The sequence below is a fragment of the Pseudomonas sp. LBUM1646 genome (genome assembly GCF_059716165.1).
This window is the reverse complement of record NZ_CP166810.1, coordinates 5,518,777-5,542,914: the sequence shown is the minus strand read 5'-3', so window position 1 is coordinate 5,542,914 and position 24,138 is coordinate 5,518,777. Positions and strand designations below refer to the sequence as shown.

Here is a 24,138-nt window from a genome sequence, read left to right as displayed (position 1 = left end):
GCTCCGCGTTCGGCCTAGATGGGACGCAGAGCGTCCCGGGCTGCATTCCCACGCGGAGCGTGGGAACGATCAGTCGTACGGTGTTAGCGAACGGCGCTGACGCCATCCAGGGTCGAGAACGAGGTGTCCTTCGCCGTCAGCAAGAAATCGCGCATATACGGCGCATCCAGCATGTCCGCGCGAATCCCCGCATACAGCGTCGCAAACAAGCCTTTCTCGCCCAGCCGCTTGGCCTTCACATAACCCCGTGAGCTGTATTCATGCAGCGCCCAATGCGGCATGCCGCACACGCCGCGACCGCTGGCCACCAGTTGCATCATCATCACCGTCAGTTCCGAGGTGCGGACCTGGGCCGGTTCGACGTCAGCCGGTTCCAGGAAGCGGGTGAAGATGTCCAGCCGATCCCGCTCCACCGGGTAAGTGATCAAGGTTTCGGTGAGCAAGTCTTCCGGCACGATGTACGCCTTGCCGGCCAAACGGTGCTGATTGGCCACCGCGAGCATCGCTTCATAGGTGAACAACGGCACGTAGGTGATCCCGGCCAGTTCCAGCGGATCGGAGGTCACCACCAAATCCAGATCGCCGCGAGCCAGGGCCGGCAGCGGGGCGAAGGAGAAGCCCGACGCCAGATCCAGTTCGACTTCCGGCCAGGCATCGCGGAACTGATCGATGGTCGGCATCAGCCACTGGAAGCAACTGTGGCACTCAATCGCCATGTGCAAGCGCCCAGCGGTGCCGCCGGCCAACCGCGCGATGTCGCGCTCGGCGCCGCGCAGCAGCGGCAGGGTGGCGTCGGCCAGTTGCAGCAGGCGCAAACCGGCGCTGGTGAAACGCACCGGTTTAGTTTTGCGCACGAACAACGGCATCCCCAGCCGTTCCTCAAGCTCCTTGAACTGGTGGGACAGGGCCGATTGGGTCAGGTGCAGGCGGTCGGCCGCATCCACCAGGCTATCGGCTTCGCGCAAGGCGTGCAGGGTCTTCAGGTGACGGATTTCAAGCACCGGGGGCTCCATGAGGAAAACTTGTGATCAACACGAAAAGGTTGAGTTTGTCTCATGTTGGGTTGCCTGTCGACAATAGCGCCATGTTTTCACACCCTCTTTCATAGGAAGAAACACACCATGGCTCTGGCCCACACACTTGGTTTTCCGCGCATCGGCGCTGACCGCGAACTGAAAAAAGCCCTCGAATCCTACTGGAAGGGCGATCTCGATCAGGACGCTTTGCAAGCCGTCGGCCGCCAACTGCGTGCCACCCACTGGCAATTGCAGAAAGACGCCGGCATCGACCTGCTGCCGGTCGGCGACTTTGCCTGGTACGACCAGGTGCTGAGCCATTCCCTGGCCTTCGGCGTGGTGCCCGAGCGTTTCGACAGCACCAGGAATGCACAAGGCCTGCCGACCCTCGACACCCTGTTCGCCATGGCTCGTGGCGCCACCACTGCCTGCTGCGGCGGTGAACACACGAAAGCGCAATACGCTCAAGAGCTGACCAAGTGGTTCGACACTAACTACCACTACCTGGTCCCGGAGTTCACCGCTGATCAACAGTTCAAGTTGAGCTGGGAACAGCTGTTCGACGAAGTCGCCGAAGCCAAGGCTCTGGGCCACAGCGTCAAACCGGTGATCATCGGCCCGCTGACCTACCTGTGGCTGGGCAAGGCCAAAGGCAACGACTTCGACAAACTCGAACTGCTGGAACGCCTGCTGCCTGTTTACAACGAAATCCTTGGTCGCCTCGCCGAGCAAGGCGTGGAATGGGTGCAGATCGACGAACCAATCCTGACCCTCGACCTGCCACAAGCCTGGAAAAGTGCCTTCGAACGCGCTTATCACATCCTTCAATACTCGCCGCTGAAAAAACTGGTGGCGACCTACTTCAGCGGCCTGGAAGACAACCTCGGCCTGGCCGTCAGCCTGCCAGTGCAAGGTCTGCACATCGACGCGGTGCGGGCGCCGGATCAACTCGGTCAGGTGCTGGATCGCCTGCCGACCTACAAGATTCTCTCGGTCGGTCTGGTCAACGGTCGCAACGTCTGGCGCTGCGAGCTGGAGCAAGTCCTCGCGCAACTGCAACCGGCGCAAGAGCGCTTCGGCGACAACCTGTGGGTCAGCAGTTCCTGCTCGTTGCTGCACAGCCCGGTGGACCTGGAGCGTGAAGACAAACTCGACCCGGAACTGAAATCCTGGCTGGCCTTCGCCGTGCAGAAGTGCGGTGAAATCGCCGTGCTGCGTGATGCCCTCAACGACCCGCAATCGCCCAAGGTGCAAGCCGCATTGGCCCAGAGCCGTGAGATTCAAGCCAGCCGCGCCCAGTCGCCGCGCATCCATAAAGCTGAAGTCCAGGCCCGCATCAATGCCATCGGCGCCAAAGACAGCCAACGCCACTCGCCATTCGCCAAGCGCATCGAACAACAACGCGCTCGCTTGCAACTGCCGGCGTTCCCGACCACCACCATCGGCTCGTTCCCGCAGACCGGTTCCATCCGTCTTGCTCGCCAAGCCTTCAAGCAAGGCAAGCTGTCGGCCAACGATTACACCGACGCCATGCACAGCGAAATCCGTCACGCCGTGCAAGTCCAGGAACGCCTGGGCCTGGACGTGCTGGTGCACGGTGAAGCCGAGCGCAACGACATGGTCGAGTACTTCGCCGAGCAACTGGACGGCTACTGGTTCACCCGTTTCGGCTGGGTCCAGAGCTACGGTTCCCGTTGTGTGAAACCGGCGATCATTTACGGCGACCTCAGCCGCCCGAACGCCATGACCGTCGACTGGATCACCTACGCACAAAGCCTGACCGACAAGGTCATGAAGGGCATGCTCACCGGTCCTGTGACCATGCTGATGTGGTCGTTTCCGCGGGAAGACGTGTCGCGCAAAATCCAGGCTCAGCAGTTGGCGCTGGCCCTGCGTGACGAAGTGGTCGATCTGGAAAACGCCGGCATCAAGATCGTCCAGATTGACGAAGCGGCGTTCCGCGAAGGCTTGCCGCTGCGCCGGGCACAATGGCAGGAATACCTCGACTGGGCGGTGGAAGCGTTCCGCCTGAGCGCCTCCGGTGTGCGGGATGAAACGCAGATTCATACCCACATGTGCTACAGCGAATTCAATGACGTGATCAAGTCCATCGCGGCGATGGACGCCGACGTCATTACCATCGAAACCTCGCGGTCGGACATGGAGTTGCTGGAAGCCTTCGAAGCCTTCGACTATCCGAACGACATCGGGCCGGGCGTCTACGACATCCATTCGCCACGGGTGCCGGACACGGCCGAGATGGTCAAGTTGATGAGCAAAGCGGTGAAGCGCATTCCGGCTGAGCGCTTGTGGGTCAACCCGGATTGCGGCCTGAAAACCCGCGCCTGGCCAGAGACAGAAGCGGCGTTGGTGAATATGGTGGCGGCGGCGCGGCAGTTGCGCAGTCAGTTGGCCTGACCTGAACGTCCCGACGCTCTGCGTTGATCGTTCCCACGCTCTGCGTGGGAATGCAGCTCGGGACGCTCTGCGTCCCATCCAAAGCCGAACGCGGAGCGTCCGTTTGGGCATTCCCACGCAGAGCGAAGGAACGATCTTCGGTCAGGGAAACGACCGCTCGGCAATCTTCATCAAACTGTCACGCAACTGTGGCAGCGCGCTTGAACAAACTTCATCAGACTCGCGCTCTACTGGGGTTCTGCGTTTCGGTGTTTTTCATGCGTGTATTTCTATTCCTGGCGGCGCTGTTATTCAGCCTGCCGTCCCTTGCTGCCTCACGTTGCGACGTCAATGTTCCCACCGAACATGTCGATCTGGATCAGGTCAGCCTGGCGTACCAGAGCATCGGTCGTGCGTCCGATCCGGCGTTGCTGCTGGTGATGGGCTTGGGTGGGCAACTGATCCACTGGCCGGACGAAGTGGTGGTTGCGTTGTGTCAGCAGGGCTTTCGGGTGATTCGCTACGACAACCGCGATGTCGGGCTGTCGACCTGGCGCCAGGCCCCGGCCGACGCCAACCTGACGTTCGAAGTGCTGCGCTACAAACTCGGTTTGCCGGTGGCGGCGCCGTACACGTTGACGGACATGGCCGAGGACGCGCTGGGGCTGATGGATGCGTTGCACGTCGAGCAATTCCACGTGCTGGGCGCGAGCATGGGCGGGATGATCGCCCAGCATATGGCGGCGATGGCGCCGCAACGGGTCGAGAGCCTGACGCTGATCATGACCAGTTCCGGGGCCGAAGGCTTGCCGGCGCCGAGTGCGGCGCTGGTGCAGTTATTGTCTCGACGGGGGGCACCGAACCGCGAAGTGGCGCTGGAGCAACAAGCCGATTTGCTCGCGGCCCTGAGCAGCCCGTCGGTGAGTGATGATCGGCAGGTGTTGTTGCAGCAGGCGGCGGCCTCCTACGACCGGGCGTTCAACCCCGAAGGCGTCAAGCGTCAGATTATGGCGATCCTCGCCGAGCCGAGCCGGGTGGCGCTGCTCAACCAATTGCGGGTGCCGACGTTGGTGGTCCACGGTACGGCGGATCCGCTGTTGCCGGTGATGCACGGTGTACACCTGGCGGCGCATATTCGTGGCAGTCAGCTGAAGCTGATTCCCGGGATGGCCCATCGTTTCCAGGAAGCGTTCAAAGCACCGTTGCTGGCGGCGGTGTTGCCGTACTTGCAGACCCACCGCGAAGACACGTCGCATTGGGCGCAGATTGAGCCGGTGGCGGCGCCGAACCTCCTGTAGTCCCCAATCCCGTGTATGAGCGAAGCTTGCTCGCAATTACGGTCTGCCTGCCAATCAATGCTGACTGACACACCGCTTTCGCAAGCAAGCTTTGCTCCTACAGGGGACGTGGGTTCAGGGAGCTGCTGCAGGCTCGGGCCCGTCGGGTGTATCGTTCAGGTTTTCCGGTGCGATGCAGTCTGCGAGGTAGGCGATGAGTAATTCCCTGAAAATTGATTTTGTCAGCGACGTGTCCTGCCCCTGGTGCGTCGTCGGTCTGTATGCCCTGACCAAAGCGCTGGAAGTGCTGCGCGATGAGGTGCAGGCCGAGATCCGCTTTCAGCCGTTCGAACTGAACCCGAACATGGGCCCCGACGGCCAGAACATCACCGAACACATCAGCGAAAAGTACGGCTCCACCGCCGAGCAGTCGCAGAAAAACCGCGAGATGATCCGCGCCCGTGGCGCCGAGGTCGGGTTTGCCTTTCGCACCGACGGCAACAGCCGCATCTACAACACTTTCGACGCCCATCGCCTGCTTTACTGGGCCGGGCTGGAAGGGCTGCAATTCAATCTGAAAGAGGCGCTGTTCAAGGCGTATTTCACTGATGGCGGTAACCCGTCGGACCACGCTCAATTGGCGCAGATTGCCGAAAGCGTGGGGTTGGACAAGGCGCGGGCCGTGGCGATTCTGGCGTCCGATGAATACGTCAAAGAGGTGAAAGAGGAAGAACAGTTGTGGCTGACCCGCGGCGTGAGCTCGGTGCCGACAGTGGTGTTCAACGGGCAATACGCGGTGACGGGCGGGCAACCGGTGGAAACCTTTGTCGGGGCAATCCGGCAGATCATGAGCGAAGCCAAGGGCGGGACTGTCAACAACTGACACCGGATCGTTCCCACGCTCTGCGTGGGAATGCCTCTAGGGACGCTCCGCGTCCAGTGACGCGGAGCGTCACGGTCTGCATTCCCACGCGGAGCATGGGAACGATCAGCGGGGGGCTAGCGGACGATCTTGTCCACATGAATCCCTAACTTTTTCAGTCGATACCAGAAGCTGCGCTCGGAAATCCCGATCAACTGCGCCGCCGCAGCCTGCACGCCGTTGCTCTGTTGCAGCGCCGCCAGAATGTAGGCCTTTTCAACTTCGGCCAACGCCGCTTCCAGATCCGCCGGCACGCCGTTGTTCTCAAGCAACGGCACGCCACTGTCGGCAGGCCGTGAGGCAAACAAATAAGCGGGCAAGTCTTCCTCTTCAATCACGGACTGCGAAGCCACAATCGTCGCGCGCTCCACACAGTTCTGCAGTTCACGAATATTCCCTGGCCACGAATAATTGGCCATCGCCTGCAACGCCGACCCGCTGAAACCGCTAAAGCGCTTGCCCGCCGCCGCACCCAACGTATTGGCAAAATGCCGGGCCAGCGGGGCAATGTCTTCGACCCGCTCGCGCAGGGCCGGCAGTGGAATCGGGAACACGTTGAGGCGGTAATACAGGTCTTCGCGAAACTCCTTGTTGGCCACCGCGTCCAGCAGGTTCTTGTTGGTGGCCGCGATCACCCGTACATCGACCTTGCGCTCGCGTGGATCGCCCACTGGTTCGATCACCCGTTCCTGCAAGGCCCGCAGAATCTTCGCCTGCAACGCCAAGGGCATTTCGCCGATCTCATCGAGAAACAGCGTGCCCTTGTCCGCCTGCTGGAAGCGCCCGACCCGATCAGCCACGGCGCCGGTAAACGCGCCTTTACGGTGGCCGAACATTTCGCTTTCCAGCAAGCCATCGGGGATCGCCGCGCAGTTGACCGCCACGAACGGTTTGTCGGCGCGATTGCCGTGTTTGTGGATCGCCCGGGCGACCATTTCCTTGCCAGTGCCGCTTTCGCCGGTCAGCAAAATGGTCGCGTTGCTTTCGCGCACCGAATCGATCGCTTGCAGCACCCGTCGGAAACTCGGGCTGTCGCCCACCAGGCTGTCGATTTGCTGGTGTTCGTCGAGTTCGGCGCGCATGCGCTGGTTGTCTTTGAGGATGTCGCGAAATTGCAAGGCCTTGCTGACGGTGATGTCCAGTTCGTCGATATCGAACGGTTTGGCGATGTAGTCGAAAGCGCCGTTGCGCATCGATTGCACGGCGTTTTTTACCGTGCTGTAGGCGGTCATGACGATCACCGGCAACTGCGGAAAACGGCTTTTGATTTCCGCCAGCAGTTGCGGGCCGTCCATGCCGGGCATGCGCCAGTCGCTGATCACCAGGTCGATGTCTTCGCACTCCAGCACTTTGAGCGCGTGCAGACCATTACCGGCGGTGAACACGGTGATGCCGTTCTGACTCAGGGCCGAGGCCAGCAGGTCGCAGAGCTTGGGCTCGTCGTCGACTACCAGAATGTTATGTGTCATCGCTCGCCTCGTCGAAGTCTTCGCCATGGGCCGGAATGTACAGGCTGAAGGTGGCGCCGGCATCTTTTTCACTGACGCAGTCGATGTGCCCGTCGTGGTTTTCCATGATCGAAAACACCTTGGCCAGACCGAGGCCGGTGCCGGAAGCCTTGGTGGTGACGAACGGGGTGAAGATCCGTTCGAGCATGTCCGGCTCGATGCCCTGGCCAGTGTCCGCCACGCTGATGATGGTGTGGGTGGCGTCGCGGTTGATGCCCAGGGTCAGGTGGCCGCCGTCGGGCATGGCGTCGATGGCGTTGACGATCAGGTTCAGCCCGGCCTGCTTGAGTTGGCGCGCATCGGCGTACAGGGTCGCGCCCGGGGCCTGATCGTCGATGTGCACCTCGATGTTGTGGCTGGCCAGTTCCGGGGCGCAGAACCCCACTAACTCATCCACCAACGGTCGCGCCGGTTGGGTCGAGCGCAGCGGCGCGCTGGGTTTGGCGAAGTCGAGAAAATCGGTGATCAGGTCATTGATGCGGCTGACTTCGCTGACCACGTATTCCAGGTGACGCTTGTCGGTCTCGGGCAAATCGGCGCGTCGGTGCAGCAGTTGCGTGGCGGTCTTGATGATGCCCAGCGGGTTGCGGATTTCATGGGCCAGGCCCATCGCGACTTCGCCCAGCGCATGCAAGCGGTCGCGGCGACGCAGTTGCGATTCCAAGTGTTGCAACTCACCCAGGCGTTCGCTCATGTGGTTGAAGGTGCTGCTCAGCTCGGCCAGTTCATCACCGCCAGTCACTGGCAAGCGCTGGCGATAGTCCCCGGCAATCACCGCTTGTACGCCGTTGGACAATCCGCGCAATGGCTTGGTCAAGCGCTGGGACACCAGCCAGCCAACCGCCAGGGACGCCGCCGAACTGAGGAGGAAAATCAGGATGAACAGGTTGCTCTGGTTCACCAACCCCACCAGGCTGGTATGGCGCAGCAGGCCGCTGAAAATCACCCCTTGCAGGTCGCCGTTTTCGTTGAGAATCGGCCGGTAGATACCGCTGTAGCGACTGGTGAATTGTTCGGTCGGTAGCTTGGTGGTGCGCAGGATATGCTCGATGTTCTCCGGCACGGCTGCGGGGTGATCCTCGAAGCGTTGACTGGAAAAGATTTCGGAAAAGTCATCGCCCTTGGCCAGGTACAGGCGCAAATCCAGCGAATGCACATCGGAGACGCTGGTCAGGAAGCTGTTGTCGAGGTAGGTGGCAATCACCAGTTTGTAATCGACGCCATCCTGTTCGGTCTCAAAGGTCGAGACCACCGTGCCGGTCGCGACGCCGCCGATTTGCAAGGTTTGCAACACGGCTTTGGGGGCGGTGCTGATCTGCCGGACGATGTCATCGGCAGCGGTGCTGAACACCACTTTGTGATCGCTGTCGCGCACCAGGGCCACCACGTCGATGCCCATGGAATCGGCGATGTCGGTGGTCAGTCGGTCATGGCGCACCGATAACTTATCCACCGGTGGGCGGGTATAACGCAGGAACAACTGCGCGGCCCGGGCGTTGTCCCGCAGGATTTCGCTGATCTCGTCCTCGACGATCTTGGTCGATTCCTGCAGCCAGATGCGCACGTTGCTGTCGAAAATCTGCGACAGCGTGGTGGCCGCCAGTTCGGCAGCGATCATGGTCGGAATGACGCTGACCAGCCAGAAGGCCAGCACCAGTTTGCGTTGCAGGCTCCAGCCGGAGAGGGCGAAGGGTCGGGCGTTGGCGGATCGTTTGGTCATCGGGTTTCGCTTGTCGAAAGCCATGGCGGGATCAATCGTGTTACCTGGTTCAATACAGTAGCCGACATTGCCCCGCCAGTGGCGACCCGTCTGCAACCGGGCTCGCCAAGGTCTCAGGCCAGTTGTCGATATTCCCGGCGCAGGGGTGGCGGGGCGCAGCGCTGCTGGATGAAACGTTGCTGGATGAAGTCCACGCTCAGTTCAATCACCCGGTGGTATTGCAGGTCGACGGTGATCATGTGATAGCAGTCGTCCAGCAACACCTTGACCACCGGCCCGCCGAGCTTGCGCTCGACGTAATCGGCGTTCCAGCGGCTGGTGATGTCGTCTTCGAGGGAGTGCAGGACCAGCGTCGGTGTGGTGATTTCCGGCATGCATTTTTTCACCACGGCGTTCAGCCGGTGCAGTTCGCGCACGGTGACGCCTTCCATGGTCAGCAGGCCGGCCTGGCTGCTTTCGCCGGCTTTCATCTGGCGTTCGACGATGCTGCGCAGGCGTTCATTCTTGATGCCATAGGGCGGTTTTTCTTCGAAGCTGCAAAGGTGGACGCCGAATGGGATTTTCATCAGCAACGGCGTGAGGAATGCGAGTTTGTTGATGCTCCAGCCGTCGTAGCGCAAGGTCGTGGAGTACAGCAGCAAACCTTCGATCTGTCCCGGATGCTCGGCCGCCAAATACATCGACAGCACCGCGCCCATGGACAAACCACCGACGAAGACCCGCTCGTGCTTGCGCCGCACACCGACGAAGGTGTTGCGCGCGCTCTCGTACCAGTCGCGCCAGCCGGTGGCTTGCAGGTCGGCGTTACCGCCGCAGTGGCCGGCCAGGGTCGGCACGTAGACCGTGTGCCCGGCTTTCGCCAGGCCCATGGCCACCCGACGCAGTTCCGTCGGGGTGCCGGTGAGGCCGTGGATCAACAGCACCGCGACCTCGCCCGAGCCAAGAACGAAACCGGCGCTGCCTTCGCCCATATCGATCTCTACGTCATTCATCGTTTCATGGCTCGATGCAGCAGACGGTCGAGGAGGGCGATACCCAAATCGATTTCCGGGTAGCTGATTTCCAGCGATGGCGCCAGGGTGATCACGTTCTTGTAGTAGCCGCCCACGTCGAGGATCAGGCCCAGGCGTTTGCCGTCGATTTCGATGTCGCCCTTCATGCCTTCGTCGACCATGAAATCCAGGGTGGCCTTGTCCGGGGTGAAGCCGTCCGGGCCACAGATTTCGCAGCGCAGGGCCAGGCCCAGGCCATCGACATCGCCGATGATCGGGTAGCGTTTCTGCAGGTCTTTCAAGCCTTCAAGGAAGTATTTGCCCTTGGCCATGACCATCGCGCCGTAATCGACTTCGCTGGTCATCTTGAACATTTCCAGACCGACCGCAGTGCCCAGCGGGTTGGATGCGAACGTGGAGTGAGTCGAACCCGGCGGGAAGATTTTCGGGTTGATCAGCTCTTCCTTGGCCCAGATGCCGCCCAGCGGGTTGAGGCCGTTGGTCAGCGCTTTACCGAAGACGATCACGTCCGGTTTGACGTCGAAATGTTCGATCGACCACAGCTTGCCGGTGCGCCAGAAGCCCATCTGGATTTCATCGACCACCATCAGAATGCCGTGCTGATCCAGCACATGTTTGAGTTCGCTGTAGAAGTTCATCGGCGGGATCACGTAGCCGCCGGTGCCCTGGATCGGCTCGACGTAGAAGGCTGCGTATTCGCACTGGTTGGTTTTCGGGTCCCAAACGCCGTTGTATTCAGTCTCGAACAGGCGAGCGAAATTCTGCACGCACTGGCTGCCGTATTCTTCCTTGGTCATGCCTTTCGGGCCGCGGAAGTGGTACGGGAATGGGATGAAGTTGGCGCGCTCGCCGAAGTGGCCGTAGCGGCGACGATAGCGGAAGCTGGAGGTGATCGACGACGCGCCGAGGGTACGGCCGTGGTAGCCGCCTTCGAAGGCGAACATCAGGCTTTTGCCGTTGGTGGCGTTACGCACGACTTTCAGCGAGTCTTCGATGGACTGTGAACCGCCGACGTTAAAGTGCACGCGACCGTCGAGGCCGAATTTCTTTTTCGCATCGACGGCAATCATTTCCGAGAGCTCGATCTTGCCTTTGTGCAGGTACTGGCTGGCGATCTGCGGCAGGGTATCGATCTGCTGTTTCAGCGCGTTGTTCAGGCGCGGGTTGGCGTAACCGAAGTTGACCGCCGAGTACCACATTTGCAGGTCGAGGTAGGCCTGGTCTTCGGTGTCCCACACGTAGGAGCCTTCGCAACGGCTGAAAATGCGCGGCGGGTCGATGTAGTGAACGGTGTCGCCGTAGGAGCAATATTTGGCTTCTTTGTCCAGAAGGATCTGGTCTTCGGCGGTAGCGATTCGAATATCAGACATGATGGAAGAGTTCCTGTGTTTCGACGTTGAAAGGGGTGGTGTTGGCGGCGCTGGCGGCAGGCAATTTGGCCAGCAGGGCCGGGAGTTCGGCGAAGCTGTCGAAGCGGGCGTAGGCGATGCCGTTGCGCTCGCAGTGTTCGGCCAGGCGATCCTTGGCGAACACGAAATCGGCGGTGGACGCCACGCACATGTCCGACTGGCCGTCGCCGATCACCAGCACCCGTTTGCTCTTGGGCGTGGACTTGCATTTGCAGTTGCCGGACGCGGCACGGCAGGCGTCGCTGGAATACGGGAAGTCGATGCGCCAGCTGTCGTGGCCGAGTTGGCGCAAGCGGTTGGCGAGGATCGGCAGCAGGGTCACGTAGTTGCGGGCGAGGATTCGTGCGATGCCTTGCTCGATGCCGTCGCTGACCACTTCCAGGGACGCGCCGAGGCCGATCACGTGGTCGACGAAGTCGGGAAAGTCCGGGTCGATTTCGATCGTGTCGAAGAACGCGAGCAGTTCGGTCGGCGTGGCCTTGACCAGCGAGAGCTGGCGGCTGAGGCATTCACGGGAGCCAATATCGCCTTGCAGCCACTCGTCTTCGATCGCTTCCCAGCTCGGGTCGGCGAACTGTTGGAGGATGCTGTCGATCACGTCGGTGCGGGTGATGGTCCCGTCGAAATCACACACGATATGCCAATCATTCATCTCATTACCTATTGGGCAGGGCGCGCTGTTTGCGCTTGCCAAGGGGGTAGAGCAGGGACTGTGCCAACCGGGTTTTGCCCCGTATTCATGGGGTTGTGGCGGGGTTTTGTGTCGACGAAGCTACAATTTTTGTAGGTTGCTACAAACAACATGAGTGCTTGCGCAGGGAAGGCTAAAAGAGGATTGATGCGCGCATATCTTGTTAGGGAAAGGCCTCATGTCGAGGATTACTGTTGCTCTGTTTGCGGCGCTGACGTGCCTGTCAGCCCATGCCATGGCCGATGGCATCACCGGTGAAGCAGGCGCGGGGCTGAGCTATCAACCCCACGACCCGACCGGCAGCCGTCATGAAATTCGCCCGGTGCCGTATTTCGATCTGGATTGGGGTGACGTCAGCCTCAGTACCGATGACGGGTTGACGTGGAGCGCCTTGAAGACCAACGGTTTCAGCGCCGGGCCATTTCTGAATTACCTGCCGGGACGGACTGCCAACGGCAGCTTGCAAGGCTTGCACGATGTGCCGGACATGGGCGTCGTCGGTGGTTTTGTGCAGTACGCGCCGGCTGATTTCTGGCGGGTGTTTGCCTCGGTGGGCGAGGCGGTCGGCGGACCTGATGGCGTAGTGGGCCGCTTGGGTGGCGAGGTGGGTTATCCACTGGGAGGCGGCGTGATCGGCAGCAGCAACCTGACCGCACACTTTGCCGATGGGCAGCAAAACCAGGCGTTTTACGGCGTCAGTGCTTCAGCGTCGCAGGCCTCGGGCATTGCCCGGTACAACGCCGGGGGTGGGTTGCAGAACGTGGCGTTGACCCAGAGCTTCGAGTTTCCTCTGGCAACCCACTGGTCGCTGCTGACCAGCGCCAGTTGGATTCACCTGACCGGTTCGGCAGCGGACAGCAGCATCGTCAAACAGGTGGGGGATAGCAATCAGGGGGAGGTACAGGCAGCGATTGCCTACAAGTTCAACTGAAGAATTGATCGTTCCCACGCTCTGCGTGGGAATGCCTCTAGGGACGCTCTGCGTCCAGTGACGCGGAGCGTCACGGGCTGCATTCCCACGCGGAGCGTCACTAGTGTCCGGTAAAAACTGAAGGGGGAGCTTGCTCCCCCTTGCTGTTGGCGGACTTCAGTCATAATCGGATTTTTCAGACTCGATTTTGACTCATGTTCTCCAGCACCCGTTTAGCCCAACTGCTCAGTGCGATCCCTCGCCCGTCCTTCCAGCAATCCACCGAAAAGTACCAGGCGGATCGCTACGTCAAACGCTGCACATCCTGGCAATTGCTGGTAACACTGGTCAGCGGCCATGTAACCCAAGCCTTAAGCCTGCGGTCATTGGCGACTTTCTCCGAAACGCTGGCTGCGCATAGCTACCATCTCCAAGCCGGCCCCATTGCCCGCTCGACCCTGTCAGATGCGTTGAACAAGCGTGATTACCGGCCGTTCCAAGACCTCTGTGAGAACCTGTTGCGCGGTGTCGGCCGTCAACAGCGCAAGGAAGTCGGCGCCATGGTTAGTCTGATTGATTCCACTTCGATTACCTTGCGTGGACCTCACTTTGATGACTGGACTGCCGCAACTAAAACCCGCATCACACAAGGCCTCAAGGTACACGTAGGGTTGGATCTGGCTCAGTTGGCCCCGGTGTACGTGAACATTACCCCCGCCAACGTCAACGACATGAGCGATGCGCTGAATATGCCGATTCAGGCCGGCATGACTTATGTCTTTGACAAAGGTTACTGCGATTACAACTGGTGGTACCAGTTGCAGAGCAAAGGTGCTTATTTCGTCACTCGGTTTAAGAAAAATGCCAACTACGAGGTGCTGCACGAGCACTCAACCGTTGCCGAACAAAGCCCGGTCATGAGTGATGAGGTCGTTCAGTTCGGCAAAAAACGTCTGGGTGGCAAACGTGTGAATGACTATCGAGACGAACCAGTAAGACGTGTCGTGATTGAACGCGAAGGGCACGTGACACCGTTAATCCTGGTGACCAACGACTTTGCCAGAACAGCTGAAGAAATCGCGGGTTTGTACAAGAATCGCTGGAAGATCGAGTTGTTTTTCAAGTGGATCAAGCAACATCTGAAACTCAAGCGGTTCTATGCTTTCTCCGAAAATGCCGTTCGCCTGCAGATTTACAGTGCTTTGATCAGCTACTTGTTACTGCACCTTTTTCACCGTCGCTCAGGGTTTCCCGGCTCGTTGTTTGAGCTGACGGTGCGGATTGCACATGTCCTGCATGAACGGCCCGCTACCCAAGAATTCAAAGACCGACGAAGGCAGGAACAAGAAAAACTAAAGGCTGCCCAGGGCAACCTTCAGCTTTGAAACATGTTTACCGGACACTAGTGACGCGGAGCGTGGGAACGATCTGGTTCAGGTTTGTTCGCCCTCGGCCAGCAACGCAATCCCGCCAATAATCACTGCCACGCCCACCCAGTGCAGCAGGCTGATCTGCTCACCCAATCCCAGCCACGACCCCAGCAACACCCCGACAAACACCAATGAACTCAGCGGAAACGCCAGGGACAAACTGCTACGGCGCAAAATCAGCATCCACACAAAGAACGCGCCGATACCGCAGCCCACCGCAAACAGCACACCGGGGTCGACCACCACGGCCTGTAGCCAGTGCAAGGTGAAAGTCATCTGACCCAACTGATCGCCGCCAACCTTGGTTGCAATCTGCCCGGCACTTTCCAGAAAAATCAGCAGCGCCCACAGCACCACCGTGCCCAGTCGCCCATGCAGCCAATCCATCGATCCAGAATCACGCATGGCCGGCACACACGAGCATCACGCCCACCGTAATCACCAGCGTTGCGAGCCAGCGCCGGCGGCTGACGGTTTCCCCCAGCACCACTTTGCCTGCCAGCACCACGCCGCAATAGGCCAGGGCCCCGGCCGGGAACAACAGGCTCAGGGGCGCCCGGGACAAGGCTTCAAGCCAGACGAAAAACTCCAGCGTGTAGGCGCCGATCCCGCACCACAGCAACGGGGCATTGAACACCTGGCCCCAGAACGCGTTCAGCCGAAAACCGCCTTCGAGTTCCGGCAAACGGTCCAGGCCGAGCTTGAAACAGAGCTGGCCGATAACGTCCAGCACGATGGAAAAGGCGACCAGCAGGAGGACGGTGAAGGTCAGGTCGGGATCTAAGATGTGCACAGTCAGGATTCACCCTTGGCGGATCCTCCCCGACACCGGCGTCATCGAGCATGAAGGCCGGCCGAGAGGGCTTGCGGGGCAAATGCAAGCGTCGGGCCAGCCGACATATCAAGTAGCCAATGCGATAACTATGTACCGCCCGGCTTTGTCGCCAAGTCCTTCTAATGCGGCCAACAGCGGTGAGGATCGGCCTCACCGACAGCAGAGCCCGGCTCCGAATGGACAGACAACCCAACGATCACGCAGCACCTCTTGAAATGCGCTTCGATGCCCTCAGCGACCGACCGCGCCGTGACGAACGCCTGTTTCTGACGGCTTCGGCGCGGTGGGAGGAATGTCGCCAGCAGTTTCTTGAGCTCATGGCTGACGCCCCCGACGCTCTCCGATTGGAACAGCACTGGGACGCCTGGTGGGCCGGACGGGCGCCGGGCACTGCGGTGTCTCGGTGGGAGCGGGCGAATCAATTGTTTCGCACGCACTTGGGCGCCGCCGCGCAGGTGGCTTTCGCGCAAGGGCAGCTCGATGCCGAGCAATTAAAAACCCTGCAAGCGCTGGTTGATCCTGCTGAAGATCAGGCTCCGATTACCACCGAGCGACTGGCTGGTCCGCCGGCGCTGCAACATGCCGAGTGGCCCGCCGCCCTGGTGATCACGATGGCCAGCGGACCCTTGCTCTACCTGCCCACGCGGCAGCCGGCGTTAGTGCCGTTCAACCAGCGTTCGGCGCTTGAAGAACACTTGAGCCGGGAACGGTTGTCCATCCTTGCCGACAGCCCGCAGCACGATCCATTGCTGGCGGCCCTCAGTCGGTTGCGTTCGCACTACGTCGAGGCTCAGGGCGGAGCTTTCGCGTTTTTTGCCGCGCCACCGGACTGCGCCGAGTTCTCGGCGCAGGAGACTGAAGAGGACACCACCGCGCGGTTCGGTTCGCTGAGTGCCGACCTCCCTTTAAGCGATCATCGCAAAGCGTTGCAGCAGCAACGGCTGGCCATCGAAACCTTGCTCGATGATGCCGAGGGCATGCCGGATGCGACCCGTCTGGTACCGCTCCAGGAACAGCTTGACGCATTGCACCGGGCCGAAGAGGACGCCCGCACCGCAGCGGTCGCGTTGCTTGATCGAAGCCCGGCCACGCGAATGCTGGAACTGCGCCAGCGGCCAAACGCCCATTACGATGCGCTGTATCAGGCGCGGCTGGCGGGCGTGCGGGCCGAAGCCGCGGTGCAGAGGCTTTTGCGGCACATCAGTGACGAAGAGCACCGTTGGCTGGAAGCCGTGCTGGATAACCCCAAACGCGCCGACCGTACGTTGGAGGTGATGGCCGCCCGTTTGAGTCTGTCACTCAGTGACGCGCAAGAAGCGGCGCTGGACGGACCGTTGGTTTTCACCCCTGAAGCCTCGGGACACAGCCTGCTGCTTTACTGGCCGGGCAGCGCGGGCGGGTTGCAACGCTTTGACTCGCGTCGGGCGCTGGAACAGGCGGTGTTCAAACTGCACGCCATCGACACCGGGCTGACCTTGCACCTCACGCCCGTGGGCGGCGACCCCTTTGAGTACGGCTTGCAGCTCCAGTTGTATGCCTGCGAACAGCAGGTCGCTACGTTGCTGGCTGACTACCCGGTGCCGCCCCATCAGGAACAGCGCCGGATCGAACTGGAAAAATGTGTACTGGAATCCGTCGACAGCCTCGGCGTATCGGTGCATGACGCCCGAGAGCAGGCGTACGCGGAGATCCTCGAGCAGCAGCAGACCCACACCCTGGCCGGTCACCTGCCGCAGTGGCTCGGTCGGTCGTCTGACGCTGAGCGTGCGCGGCTCAAGGCTTCGATCACGGCCTTCATCACGGCGATGAAACGCTCCCATGGGCTGATCGAGCGAGACCTGCCGCACCGCGATGATTTCAGTCGCAAGCGGGTCGATGAGCGCCTGCGCCAGGACTTCGCACTCACACAAGGTTTCAGCGTCACCCTGGACCTGCCGGATTCGACCACCTGGCAAAAAACCTTGCTGGAAGGAGCGGCCCCGGGCACGCCGCAAAAGAATGTGCTGATCGCCAGTGCTGCGCGCAGCACGTTGTCGATTGCCCAACTGGCGCACACCAATATCGATCAGGCGTTGTGGTGGCGAATGACGTTCATGAAGGTCGAGGTCACCGCCGATTCGGCCACTGAGCGCAACACACTGATCAGGGGCCTGACCGCGTCGTATCTGCGCACGCTGGTGACTGAATTGGACCTGGCCGGGCACTACGAGGGGCTGATATACCGGGCTTTCATGGGCTCGACGTCGGCGCCCGCATTCAACAACGCCCATCGCCGCGAATGCCTGACCGAACCGTTTCGCCTGATGCTGAAAATGCGCGGCGACTCGGCCCTGTTGCAAAAGCAGATTGAACCGGACGGCTGGCAAATTCTGAACAGCGCCATCGACGCCAATACCGCGCAAGCCTGTGCATCTGTTGGCCAACGCATTGTGTTGCGCCCGGCCTGCCTGACGGTCGGCGGGACGGATACCCAGGACGGCACGACCGGGTTGTCGGGCGTCACCTTTATCGAGGAACAGGTCAGTGGGGTGACAGTGCTCTATTTGCCTGACAGCCCCGATGATCGCTTTCTCTACCAGCGCGCCACGCTGGCACTGGCGCGTCAGTTGCTGTTTGATCTGTGCTTGCGCCCGGCGATGGTCGACTACCTGGCGGGTCGCGCATTGAATGGTGATCACAGTCGTCATCTCAGCCGGATCAACCAGGCGCGTCAGCGCAATTTCGATGCATTGATCGGGGCCGGCACGCCTTGGCCGGCGACCACCTCGCTGGGCGCTCATCTGCTCAATGCCCATATGGGCCGTTTGATCGAAGCGCACCGCGCGACGTCGCGCTCCAACTCCGCGTTGTGCCTGGAGCGCTATGCGTTACAGGGTGGCGTGATGTTCAATTACCTGAAAATGGCCATGGGCATGGTGCCGTTTGTTGGCAGCGCGATAGCACTTTACGACGCCTGGGACAGCGCCAATCTGGCGGTGGCGGCGTTCTTCAGGGGGGATGTCGGCCATGGTCTTGCGCAATTGGAGTCGGTGCTGTTATCGCTGATCGACGCAGCCATGGACATCTTGCCCAGTATTTCCGCTGGCCCGAGCGTGGCGCGTGCCTTGACCCGACAACGTCAGGTGAACGCCTTGCTCAAGGGCGCCGCAACCCTGCAGCGTCCCTCCTTGCGCCAGGCCCGACGGCTGATGGATCGGTTTGAGGGTTACGAGTACGAGGGGGCGATTTCTCTGGCCGGCCTGCAACCGGTCAACGAAGGTCTTTACCGCAACGTCTATCGCCATGCGCAGGGCGACTTCATTCTCCGGCAAGGGCGGGTCTATCAGGTGCGGCTGCTGAACCGGACATTGCGCCTGTATGGCACACGGCGCAGGGCCTATCAGCAGCCAATCGCCGTCGATGAAACGGGCTGCTGGGATACCTATTTTGCGGTACACGGAACGTTGTTCAATCAAGGTCTGGCTGGAGGCGGTAACCTGGTCGGGCATCTGGCCGATAACCTTGAGCCGATCTGGCCCGCCGCCATACGCCGATGGTTACCGCGTTGGTTAATTGATCGCGGCGCTGATCGCCAACGCAGATTGGGCGACACCATCGATGCCTTGTCGCGGCAACTCGCCATCCAGCACAGAACTAACAACGCGGCCATCCAACGCTACGACGCCAGTAATAACGCCACACGTCGCCTGACCCTGGATTCGGTGGACGCTGGATGTGTCAACGACATCGATCTGGCCACCCAGCGTTATGCGCGAACGGGCGAGATGCTGCCCCTGAGTCACGGTAATCGACGTCAACAAACCCAAGAGATTTCAAGCCAGTCAGCGCTGGTGGTGGTCGAAAGGACCATTTACCGCACGGACTTGGCCAGGGATCGATGCCTGCATTACCTGGATGACATCAGTGCCATAAGCGACCAGATGCTCAAATTGCCAGCCGGCAGCATCCAGAGCTCCTTGCACCTGACCGGGCAAATGCGGCAACTGCGCATTAAGCTGATCCATGAACTGCAAGGGATCGATGCCCATCTGGCACAGGTCGAGCTGTGGCGTCGGCGTATCAAGGTTCGCGCGGACAAGTCCAGCGTGACCGCGGACCTGGACCGTATGGACACTTCGCTGTCCATCGTTAAGCGCGATTACCTCAAAACCCTCAACCACATGCCCTTGCTCACCCGCTACGACCGGATCTTCGACCCTTCCTGGATGTACCTGCACGAGCGAATGGGCCAGGCTCGCGCCAAGGTGTATGACGCATTAAACACACAAGACAGCCTGCCCGATGTCGTTGCCGACGTGAGTCGGCGCAATCAGATACTGGGGGAGTGTCTGGAGGTATACGAACAGTTTGGTCGCGACCTCAAGGTGTGGACGACGGGCTATGAGCAGCACTTTGACTTGGCTTGGTTGCCATCGGTGCAGGCACTGCTGGAGAAGATGAGCGACCATGCGCGTCACGGAATCAAGAGCGGTATCAAGCAAGCCGCGAACGCTAAAAACAGTGGCAAGGCAATCTTTGAAACCGATGGCAATCGTCTATTGGTTGGTACAAAAGAGGTGGACCCGGTGACCCGGCAGACCCGATTCACGATGACCGGCGAAGGCGGGCGCGTTGAAAACTGGCTGCCCTCCAGCGCCGGCAAGTATTACCGTCAGCTGCCTGCCAGGCCCTTGCAGCCAGACGTCGTTGTCGACCGCCAGGTGTTATTGACCGAGGCTCGGCAACGTCTGGCTGCGGTGGATAGCTATCGACTGAAGGTCGACGGCTATGCCCGACAAAACATGCGGCCGGCCGATCTTGACCACATGATGACCAGCGAAGCTGCGGAGCTGCGTCTGCGTGCCCGGCGTATCGCTCGGGTGTCGGCGCAGGAGCCGATCATCGCGCAACTGAACGCCAAGGCTCAGGCGCTTACTCAACAAGGACGTGAACTGCGGATTGCGCAAATACTGAAAAGCAAGACGCCGACTGAAGGTTATCTGGATGACCTGCATCAATTGGCGGAACCGGGGCAGCCCATTATTGAAATCCGCAAGGTCGGCACATGGGTGGCGCAGGGCAGGCGCACCGATGGCCTACCCGATTTCATGCAAGAGTACGAGGTGCTCGACCTGACTCAGCCCACGCCCACGCCGTTGTGGTATGCCCATTTCCATTACAGTTCGTCCAGCTCGGTGTTCAGCCGCTTCGACAAGGCCCATCTGAAAACCCCCGAGCAGCGCGATCAGGGTTTGAAATGGCAGCAGATGCTGGCCGACAGAGGCGCGAAGGTTGATCCCATCTGGCGCGGCCCGATCGGCAAGCCGTTGGCGATCCGCTATTTCGAGGCTTTGTTCTGACAGAGGGGAGGGCGGCTTTTTTGTCAGCTGTGCAACCTGACCCACACCGACACCAACACGCTGGCCGCCATCAACCAGGCTACTGCCGCGACGGCCAGCGAAGCCTCCAACCGCATCCGGTCCACCATGACGTACAAGGTTGCCAGATAGATGAAATACGGAATGATCGACCACATGCCAAACACGATCGTGGTCTTCAAATCGTCCAGCGAACGGCCCTTGCCGACGATGTAGTGTGCGATCAACGCAAAGGTTGGAAACAGCGGCACCAGCCCGGCGATGTAATAGTTTTTGGTCTTGGCCAACGCGGCGAGGATCAGCACCACCGCCGCGCCCAGCGCCGCTTTCAGAATCAGGTCCATCAGTGGCTCAGCCCGTACTTTTTCACTTTGTCGAACAGCGTGGTCTTGGCCATCCCCAGTTCCAGGCTGGCCTGGGTCAGGTTGCCGCCGCTGCGCTGCAAGGCGTCGTTGAGCAGGTTGCGTTCGAAGGCTTCCACCGCTTCGGCGAAGGCCAGCCCCTGATTGCTGCCGCTGGCGCCGGACTTCTTGAAGGCCGGGAGGCCGAGGGCGTAGCGCTCGGCGACGTTGCGCAGTTCGCGCACGTTGCCCGGCCAGTCGTGGCTCATCAGGTTCGACAGGGTCTGGTTGTCCAGCTCCGGCACGGTACGGTCGAAGCGCAGGGATGACTGCTGCAGGAAATGTTCGAACAGTTGCAGGATGTCTTCGCGGCGTTCGCGCAGCGGCGGCAGCTCCAGGGTCACCACGTTGAGGCGGTAATACAGGTCGCTGCGGAATTCGCCCTTTTTGCTCGACTCGTCGAGGTCTGACTTGGTCGCCGCGATCACCCGGCAATCCACCGCCACGCTCTGGTTTGAACCGAGGCGTTCGAGGGTGCGTTCCTGCAACACACGCAGCAGTTTGATCTGCAATGGCAGCGGCATGCTTTCCACTTCATCGAGGAACAACGTGCCGCCGTCGGCGTGTTCGATCTTGCCGATCCGCCGCTTGCCAGCACCGGTAAAGGCGTTGGCCTCATGGCCGAAGATTTCGCTTTCGAAGAGGTTCTCCGGCAGGCCGCCGCAGTTCAGCGCGACGAATTGTTTAGTATGGCGACGACTGAAATCATGCAGGCAGCGGGCAACCAGTTCCTTGCCGGTGCCGGTCTCGCCTTCGATCAACACGTTGGCCGAGGTGTCGGCGACGTTGGCAATCAGTTCGCGCAGGTTCTGCATGGCCGGCGAGCGGCCGATGATCCGGCCTTCCAGGGAGTCCCGTTCCGCCAGTTGCCGGCGCAACGAGGAGACTTCGCGAGCCAGGCTGCGTTGTTCCAGCGCGCGACGGGCCACGTCCACTAGGCGTTCGGGGGAGAAGGGTTTCTCCATGAAATCGTAGGCGCCTTTCTGCATCGCGCCGACGGCCATGGAGATGTCGCCGTGGCCGGTGATCAGCACCACTGGCAGGCTGCGGTCCCGGGCCTTGAGCCGGGTCAGCAGTTCCAGGCCATCGATGCCGGGCAGGCGAATGTCGCTGATGACGATCCCGGCAAAGTTGTCGCCGACCCGCTCCAGGGCTTCTTCGGCGCTACCGACGCCGACGCAGGGAATGTCTTCCAGGGTCAGCGCCTGCTGGCAGCCGAGCAGCACATGGGGGTCGTCTTCGACGATCAGCACACTAAGGTCGTTGTTCATATTGGCTCGGCGGGAGTGGGGCTTACCAACGGTAAACTGAGGACGAAAGTGGTACCACCGCTGGCCGGGTGCTCGACACCCAAATGGCCGCCGGTGGCCGCAGCCAGGCTGGCGGAGAGGGTCAGGCCGAGGCCCAGGCCCTGTTCGCCGGGTTTGGTGGTGAAGAAGGGTTCGAACAGATGCTTGCGCGCTTCGGCGTCGATGCCGTGGCCGTTGTCGCGCACGCGAAGGCGATATTTACCGTCGTACTCTTCGCCTTCCAGCCACAGCGCGGGCAGGGGTTGCGACTGCATGGCATCGAGGGCGTTGCCGATCAGGTTGACCAGGATCTGCTCCAGACGGGTCTGGTCGATCTGCACCTGAACATCCTTGAAGTCGCGATGCAGTTGCAGATGGGCGCTTTCCATTCGGCTGCCGAGCAGTTGCAGCGCTGCCTCTACCGCTTTGCCGAGGCTGGCCTGGCCCTTGTCGTCACCTCGACGAGCGAAGGAGCGCAGGCTGGCGGTGATCCGGCCCATGCGGTCGATCAGTTCGTTGATGGTCTTGAGGTTGGTGCTGGCGACATCCAGTTGACCGCGCTCAAGGAAGCGTACGGTGTTGCCGGACAAGGTTCGCAACGCTGCCAGCGGCTGGTTCAATTCGTGGGCGATGCTGGTGGACATCTGGCCGATCGCCGCCAATTTGCCGGCCTGGACCAATTCATCCTGGGCTCGGCGCAAGGTCTCTTCGGCCTGGCGTCGTTCGCGGATCTGACCCTTGAGCCGTTCGTTGCTGGCCCGCAGGTCGGTGGTGCGTTCGGTAATCCGACGCTCCAGTTGATTGTTGGCTTCCTGCAAGGCTTCCCGGGCGGCGAGACGCGTGGCGATCACCTTGCGCCGCTCGTTCCAGGCGATCAGCAGGAACGCCACCAGGGCAAACGCCACTGCCACCAGAATCCCTTGGTTGATCGCTTCACGGCGCAGATCCGCCAGGGGCGTGAGCAGGGTGAAATTCCACGGGGTGTCGCTCAACGGCCGGGTCTGGGCCAGGTAGGTGATGTCCTGTTCGTCGGAGGCCAGTTCGCTGTTGGCGGGGAAGGTCAGTTTCTCCACGCCTTCGGCCAGGGTTTCCCGGGCCAGCGGTTGCAGTTCATTCAGCGGGAACCAGTAGTACTGCAAGCTGCGGGCGAGTTTTTCCTTGGTCTCGTCGCTCAGCGGCACCACGGATTTGAGCCGGCGTGCCGGATCACTGGAGAGAATGATGATGCCGTTCTCGTCGCTGACGAAGGCTTCCAGGCGTGCACGCTGCCAGCGTTCTTCCATGGCTTCGAGGCGTACCTTGACCACGGCCACGCCAATGATCTTGCCGTGTTCTTCCAGGCCGTGGGCCAGGTAATAACCGGGTTCGCCGTTGGTGCTGCCGATGCCGTAGAAGCGTCCCGGCTGACCGCGCACGGCGTTCTGGAAATAGGCGCGGAAGGACAGGTCTTCACCAAGGTAACTATCGACGTCGCGCCAGTTGCTGGAGGCCAGCACGCGACCGGTGGTGTCCATCACATAGATGGCCCGACTGCGGCTGCGCCGGTTCAGGCCTTCAAGGTAATCGTTGACCGTTTGCCGGTATTCCGGCGTCGGGTCGTCCAGCAGTTTTGAAACACTCGATTCGAGTTCCAGCAGGCTGGGCAGGTAGGTGTACTTGCTGATCTCGCTCTCGACGGCGCGGGCGTGCAGTTCAAGCTGACGCTGACCGTTCTCGCTGAGGCTGCGAATCCCGTAGTGTTCACTGACCCAGAAGCCGATGTAACCCAACCCGATCATCAGGGCGATGACCAGCGGCGGCAGGAACAGATGACGAATCAGACGGGGTTTCACGGCGAGTGATGGCGGCGCTGCGCGATAGAGAGTGGGGTCGCATTTCATCACAGATGCCTTGGGTCAACCACTACAAGCCCTGAGAAACCCCCGTAGGAGCAGCCTTCGGCAGCTCTTACGGGGGCGGCCGT

At 60.8% G+C, this 24,138-nt stretch carries 17 protein-coding genes; 6 read left to right on the top strand and 11 right to left on the bottom strand.

Annotated elements, in window-relative coordinates; genetic code table 11:
* Positions 1 to 83: 83 nt before the first annotated feature.
* Positions 84 to 1,001, bottom strand: a complete 918-nt coding sequence (gene metR, locus ACA071_RS25205; protein ID WP_497641591.1) for a transcriptional regulator MetR — start codon at positions 999 to 1,001, stop codon at positions 84 to 86.
* Between the two features lie 120 nt (positions 1,002 to 1,121).
* Here metR and metE point away from each other — a divergent pair, with 120 nt between their 5' ends.
* The 3 genes from metE to ACA071_RS25190 all read left to right on the top strand — a co-directional run bounded on the left by metE (position 1,122) and on the right by ACA071_RS25190 (position 5,573).
* The gene (gene metE / locus ACA071_RS25200; RefSeq protein ID WP_497641590.1) at positions 1,122 to 3,434 is read left to right on the top strand and encodes a 5-methyltetrahydropteroyltriglutamate--homocysteine S-methyltransferase; all 2,313 of its coding nucleotides are present in this window, start codon (positions 1,122 to 1,124) and stop codon (positions 3,432 to 3,434) included.
* A 257-nt stretch (positions 3,435 to 3,691) separates the two neighbouring features.
* Positions 3,692 to 4,711: an alpha/beta fold hydrolase gene (locus ACA071_RS25195; protein ID WP_497641589.1), complete on the top strand. Its 1,020-nt coding sequence runs from the start codon at positions 3,692 to 3,694 to the stop codon at positions 4,709 to 4,711.
* Between the two features lie 193 nt (positions 4,712 to 4,904).
* On the top strand, positions 4,905 to 5,573 hold the full coding sequence (locus ACA071_RS25190; protein ID WP_497641588.1) for a DsbA family oxidoreductase: 669 nt from the start codon (positions 4,905 to 4,907) through the stop codon (positions 5,571 to 5,573).
* 116 nt (positions 5,574 to 5,689) lie between these two features.
* Here ACA071_RS25190 and ACA071_RS25185 read toward each other — a convergent pair whose 3' ends face one another.
* From ACA071_RS25185 to ACA071_RS25165, 5 genes are all read right to left on the bottom strand, one after another.
* On the bottom strand, positions 5,690 to 7,081 hold the full coding sequence (locus tag ACA071_RS25185) for a sigma-54-dependent transcriptional regulator (protein WP_497641587.1): 1,392 nt from the start codon (positions 7,079 to 7,081) through the stop codon (positions 5,690 to 5,692).
* Positions 7,071 to 8,840: a sensor histidine kinase gene (locus ACA071_RS25180; protein ID WP_497641586.1), complete on the bottom strand. Its 1,770-nt coding sequence runs from the start codon at positions 8,838 to 8,840 to the stop codon at positions 7,071 to 7,073. Before ACA071_RS25180 ends, ACA071_RS25185 begins: the two co-directional genes overlap by 11 nt.
* Positions 8,841 to 8,953: 113 nt before the next feature.
* Positions 8,954 to 9,832, bottom strand: a complete 879-nt coding sequence (locus ACA071_RS25175) for an alpha/beta hydrolase (protein ID WP_497641585.1) — start codon at positions 9,830 to 9,832, stop codon at positions 8,954 to 8,956.
* Entirely contained in the window at positions 9,829 to 11,223 is a 1,395-nt protein-coding gene (locus tag ACA071_RS25170; RefSeq protein WP_497641584.1) for an aspartate aminotransferase family protein, read from the bottom strand. Before ACA071_RS25170 ends, ACA071_RS25175 begins: the two co-directional genes overlap by 4 nt.
* The gene (locus ACA071_RS25165) at positions 11,216 to 11,914 is read right to left on the bottom strand and encodes an MtnX-like HAD-IB family phosphatase (RefSeq protein ID WP_497641583.1); all 699 of its coding nucleotides are present in this window, start codon (positions 11,912 to 11,914) and stop codon (positions 11,216 to 11,218) included. Before ACA071_RS25165 ends, ACA071_RS25170 begins: the two co-directional genes overlap by 8 nt.
* Positions 11,915 to 12,131: 217 nt before the next feature.
* Here ACA071_RS25165 and ACA071_RS25160 point away from each other — a divergent pair, with 217 nt between their 5' ends.
* Together ACA071_RS25160 and ACA071_RS25155 are read left to right on the top strand one after the other, a co-directional pair.
* Positions 12,132 to 12,884 carry a MipA/OmpV family protein gene (locus ACA071_RS25160; RefSeq protein WP_497641582.1) on the top strand — a complete coding sequence of 251 codons (753 nt, stop codon included), beginning with the start codon at positions 12,132 to 12,134 and terminating at the stop codon, positions 12,882 to 12,884.
* 194 nt (positions 12,885 to 13,078) lie between these two features.
* Positions 13,079 to 14,248, top strand: a complete 1,170-nt coding sequence (locus tag ACA071_RS25155; protein ID WP_497641581.1) for an IS4 family transposase — start codon at positions 13,079 to 13,081, stop codon at positions 14,246 to 14,248.
* A 48-nt stretch (positions 14,249 to 14,296) separates the two neighbouring features.
* On the opposite strand, the gene ACA071_RS25150 is transcribed toward ACA071_RS25155, so the two are convergent.
* Both ACA071_RS25150 and ACA071_RS25145 read right to left on the bottom strand, forming a co-directional pair.
* Positions 14,297 to 14,698 (bottom strand): DMT family transporter, encoded by a 402-nt coding sequence (locus ACA071_RS25150; RefSeq protein ID WP_497641580.1) that lies wholly within the window; start codon positions 14,696 to 14,698, stop codon positions 14,297 to 14,299.
* Complete coding sequence (locus tag ACA071_RS25145; RefSeq protein WP_497645383.1) at positions 14,691 to 15,065, bottom strand: DMT family transporter; 375 nt, start codon at positions 15,063 to 15,065, stop codon at positions 14,691 to 14,693. Before ACA071_RS25145 ends, ACA071_RS25150 begins: the two co-directional genes overlap by 8 nt.
* Positions 15,066 to 15,304: 239 nt before the next feature.
* Here ACA071_RS25145 and ACA071_RS25140 point away from each other — a divergent pair, with 239 nt between their 5' ends.
* Complete coding sequence (locus ACA071_RS25140; protein ID WP_497641579.1) at positions 15,305 to 20,467, top strand: dermonecrotic toxin domain-containing protein; 5,163 nt, start codon at positions 15,305 to 15,307, stop codon at positions 20,465 to 20,467.
* Positions 20,468 to 20,490: 23 nt separating this feature from the next.
* On the opposite strand, the gene ACA071_RS25135 is transcribed toward ACA071_RS25140, so the two are convergent.
* The 3 genes from ACA071_RS25135 to aauS are packed head-to-tail and all read right to left on the bottom strand — an operon-like array spanning position 20,491 to position 24,055.
* Positions 20,491 to 20,820, bottom strand: coding sequence for a GlpM family protein (locus ACA071_RS25135; RefSeq protein WP_497645382.1), 330 nt, complete (start codon positions 20,818 to 20,820; stop codon positions 20,491 to 20,493).
* 8 nt (positions 20,821 to 20,828) lie between these two features.
* A complete protein-coding gene (gene aauR / locus ACA071_RS25130) occupies positions 20,829 to 22,157 on the bottom strand; it encodes a two-component response regulator AauR (RefSeq protein ID WP_497641578.1) in 1,329 nt (442 codons plus the stop codon).
* Positions 22,154 to 24,055, bottom strand: a complete 1,902-nt coding sequence (aauS, locus tag ACA071_RS25125) for a two-component sensor histidine kinase AauS (RefSeq protein ID WP_497641577.1) — start codon at positions 24,053 to 24,055, stop codon at positions 22,154 to 22,156. The genes aauR and aauS overlap by 4 nt, the downstream gene beginning before the upstream one ends.
* Positions 24,056 to 24,138 lie beyond the last annotated feature (83 nt).

Coding starts and splice junctions, on each gene's coding strand:
- ACA071_RS25190 (WP_497641588.1), top strand. CDS start 4,905: ATGAGTAATTCCCTGAAAATTGATTTTGTCAGCGACGTGTCCTGCCCC.
- ACA071_RS25150 (WP_497641580.1), bottom strand. CDS start 14,698: ATGCGTGATTCTGGATCGATGGATTGGCTGCATGGGCGACTGGGCACG.
- ACA071_RS25170 (WP_497641584.1), bottom strand. CDS start 11,223: ATGTCTGATATTCGAATCGCTACCGCCGAAGACCAGATCCTTCTGGAC.
- ACA071_RS25160 (WP_497641582.1), top strand. CDS start 12,132: ATGTCGAGGATTACTGTTGCTCTGTTTGCGGCGCTGACGTGCCTGTCA.
- ACA071_RS25155 (WP_497641581.1), top strand. CDS start 13,079: ATGTTCTCCAGCACCCGTTTAGCCCAACTGCTCAGTGCGATCCCTCGC.
- ACA071_RS25165 (WP_497641583.1), bottom strand. CDS start 11,914: ATGAATGATTGGCATATCGTGTGTGATTTCGACGGGACCATCACCCGC.
- aauS (WP_497641577.1), bottom strand. CDS start 24,055: ATGAAATGCGACCCCACTCTCTATCGCGCAGCGCCGCCATCACTCGCC.
- ACA071_RS25195 (WP_497641589.1), top strand. CDS start 3,692: ATGCGTGTATTTCTATTCCTGGCGGCGCTGTTATTCAGCCTGCCGTCC.
- metE (WP_497641590.1), top strand. CDS start 1,122: ATGGCTCTGGCCCACACACTTGGTTTTCCGCGCATCGGCGCTGACCGC.
- ACA071_RS25140 (WP_497641579.1), top strand. CDS start 15,305: ATGGACAGACAACCCAACGATCACGCAGCACCTCTTGAAATGCGCTTC.
- ACA071_RS25175 (WP_497641585.1), bottom strand. CDS start 9,832: ATGAATGACGTAGAGATCGATATGGGCGAAGGCAGCGCCGGTTTCGTT.
- ACA071_RS25180 (WP_497641586.1), bottom strand. CDS start 8,840: ATGACCAAACGATCCGCCAACGCCCGACCCTTCGCCCTCTCCGGCTGG.
- aauR (WP_497641578.1), bottom strand. CDS start 22,157: ATGAACAACGACCTTAGTGTGCTGATCGTCGAAGACGACCCCCATGTG.
- ACA071_RS25185 (WP_497641587.1), bottom strand. CDS start 7,081: ATGACACATAACATTCTGGTAGTCGACGACGAGCCCAAGCTCTGCGAC.